Annotated in this window: 1 pseudogene; it reads left to right on the top strand. The window is 46.3% G+C overall.

Annotated elements, in window-relative coordinates:
* Window positions 1-22 precede the first annotated feature (22 nt).
* Window positions 23-270, top strand: a pseudogene (locus A3756_RS04595) (penicillin-binding protein 1B); the annotation flags it as partial.

A 270-nucleotide genomic window follows, 5' to 3' on the forward strand; every position in this document is an offset into this window, starting at 1 on the left:
TTTAGAGCTAGGAATTGACACAGTGCATGACATGCTCAGGCGTTTAGGTGTCAAAAGAGAGCTCACGCCCTACCCTTCTCTATTCCTAGGATCTCAATCATTGTCACCGCTTGAAGTGACGCAGCTCTACCAAACTATCGCCAGTAATGGCTTCAACATGCCCTTAAGAGGAATTCGCGAGGTCACCAACGCACAAGGTGAAACTTTAACCCGCTACCCTTTCAAGCTTAGTCAAGTAGTTGCACCCGAGGCGATTTATTTATTACAAGA

It is taken from the genome of Oleiphilus sp. HI0086, from assembly GCF_001635225.1.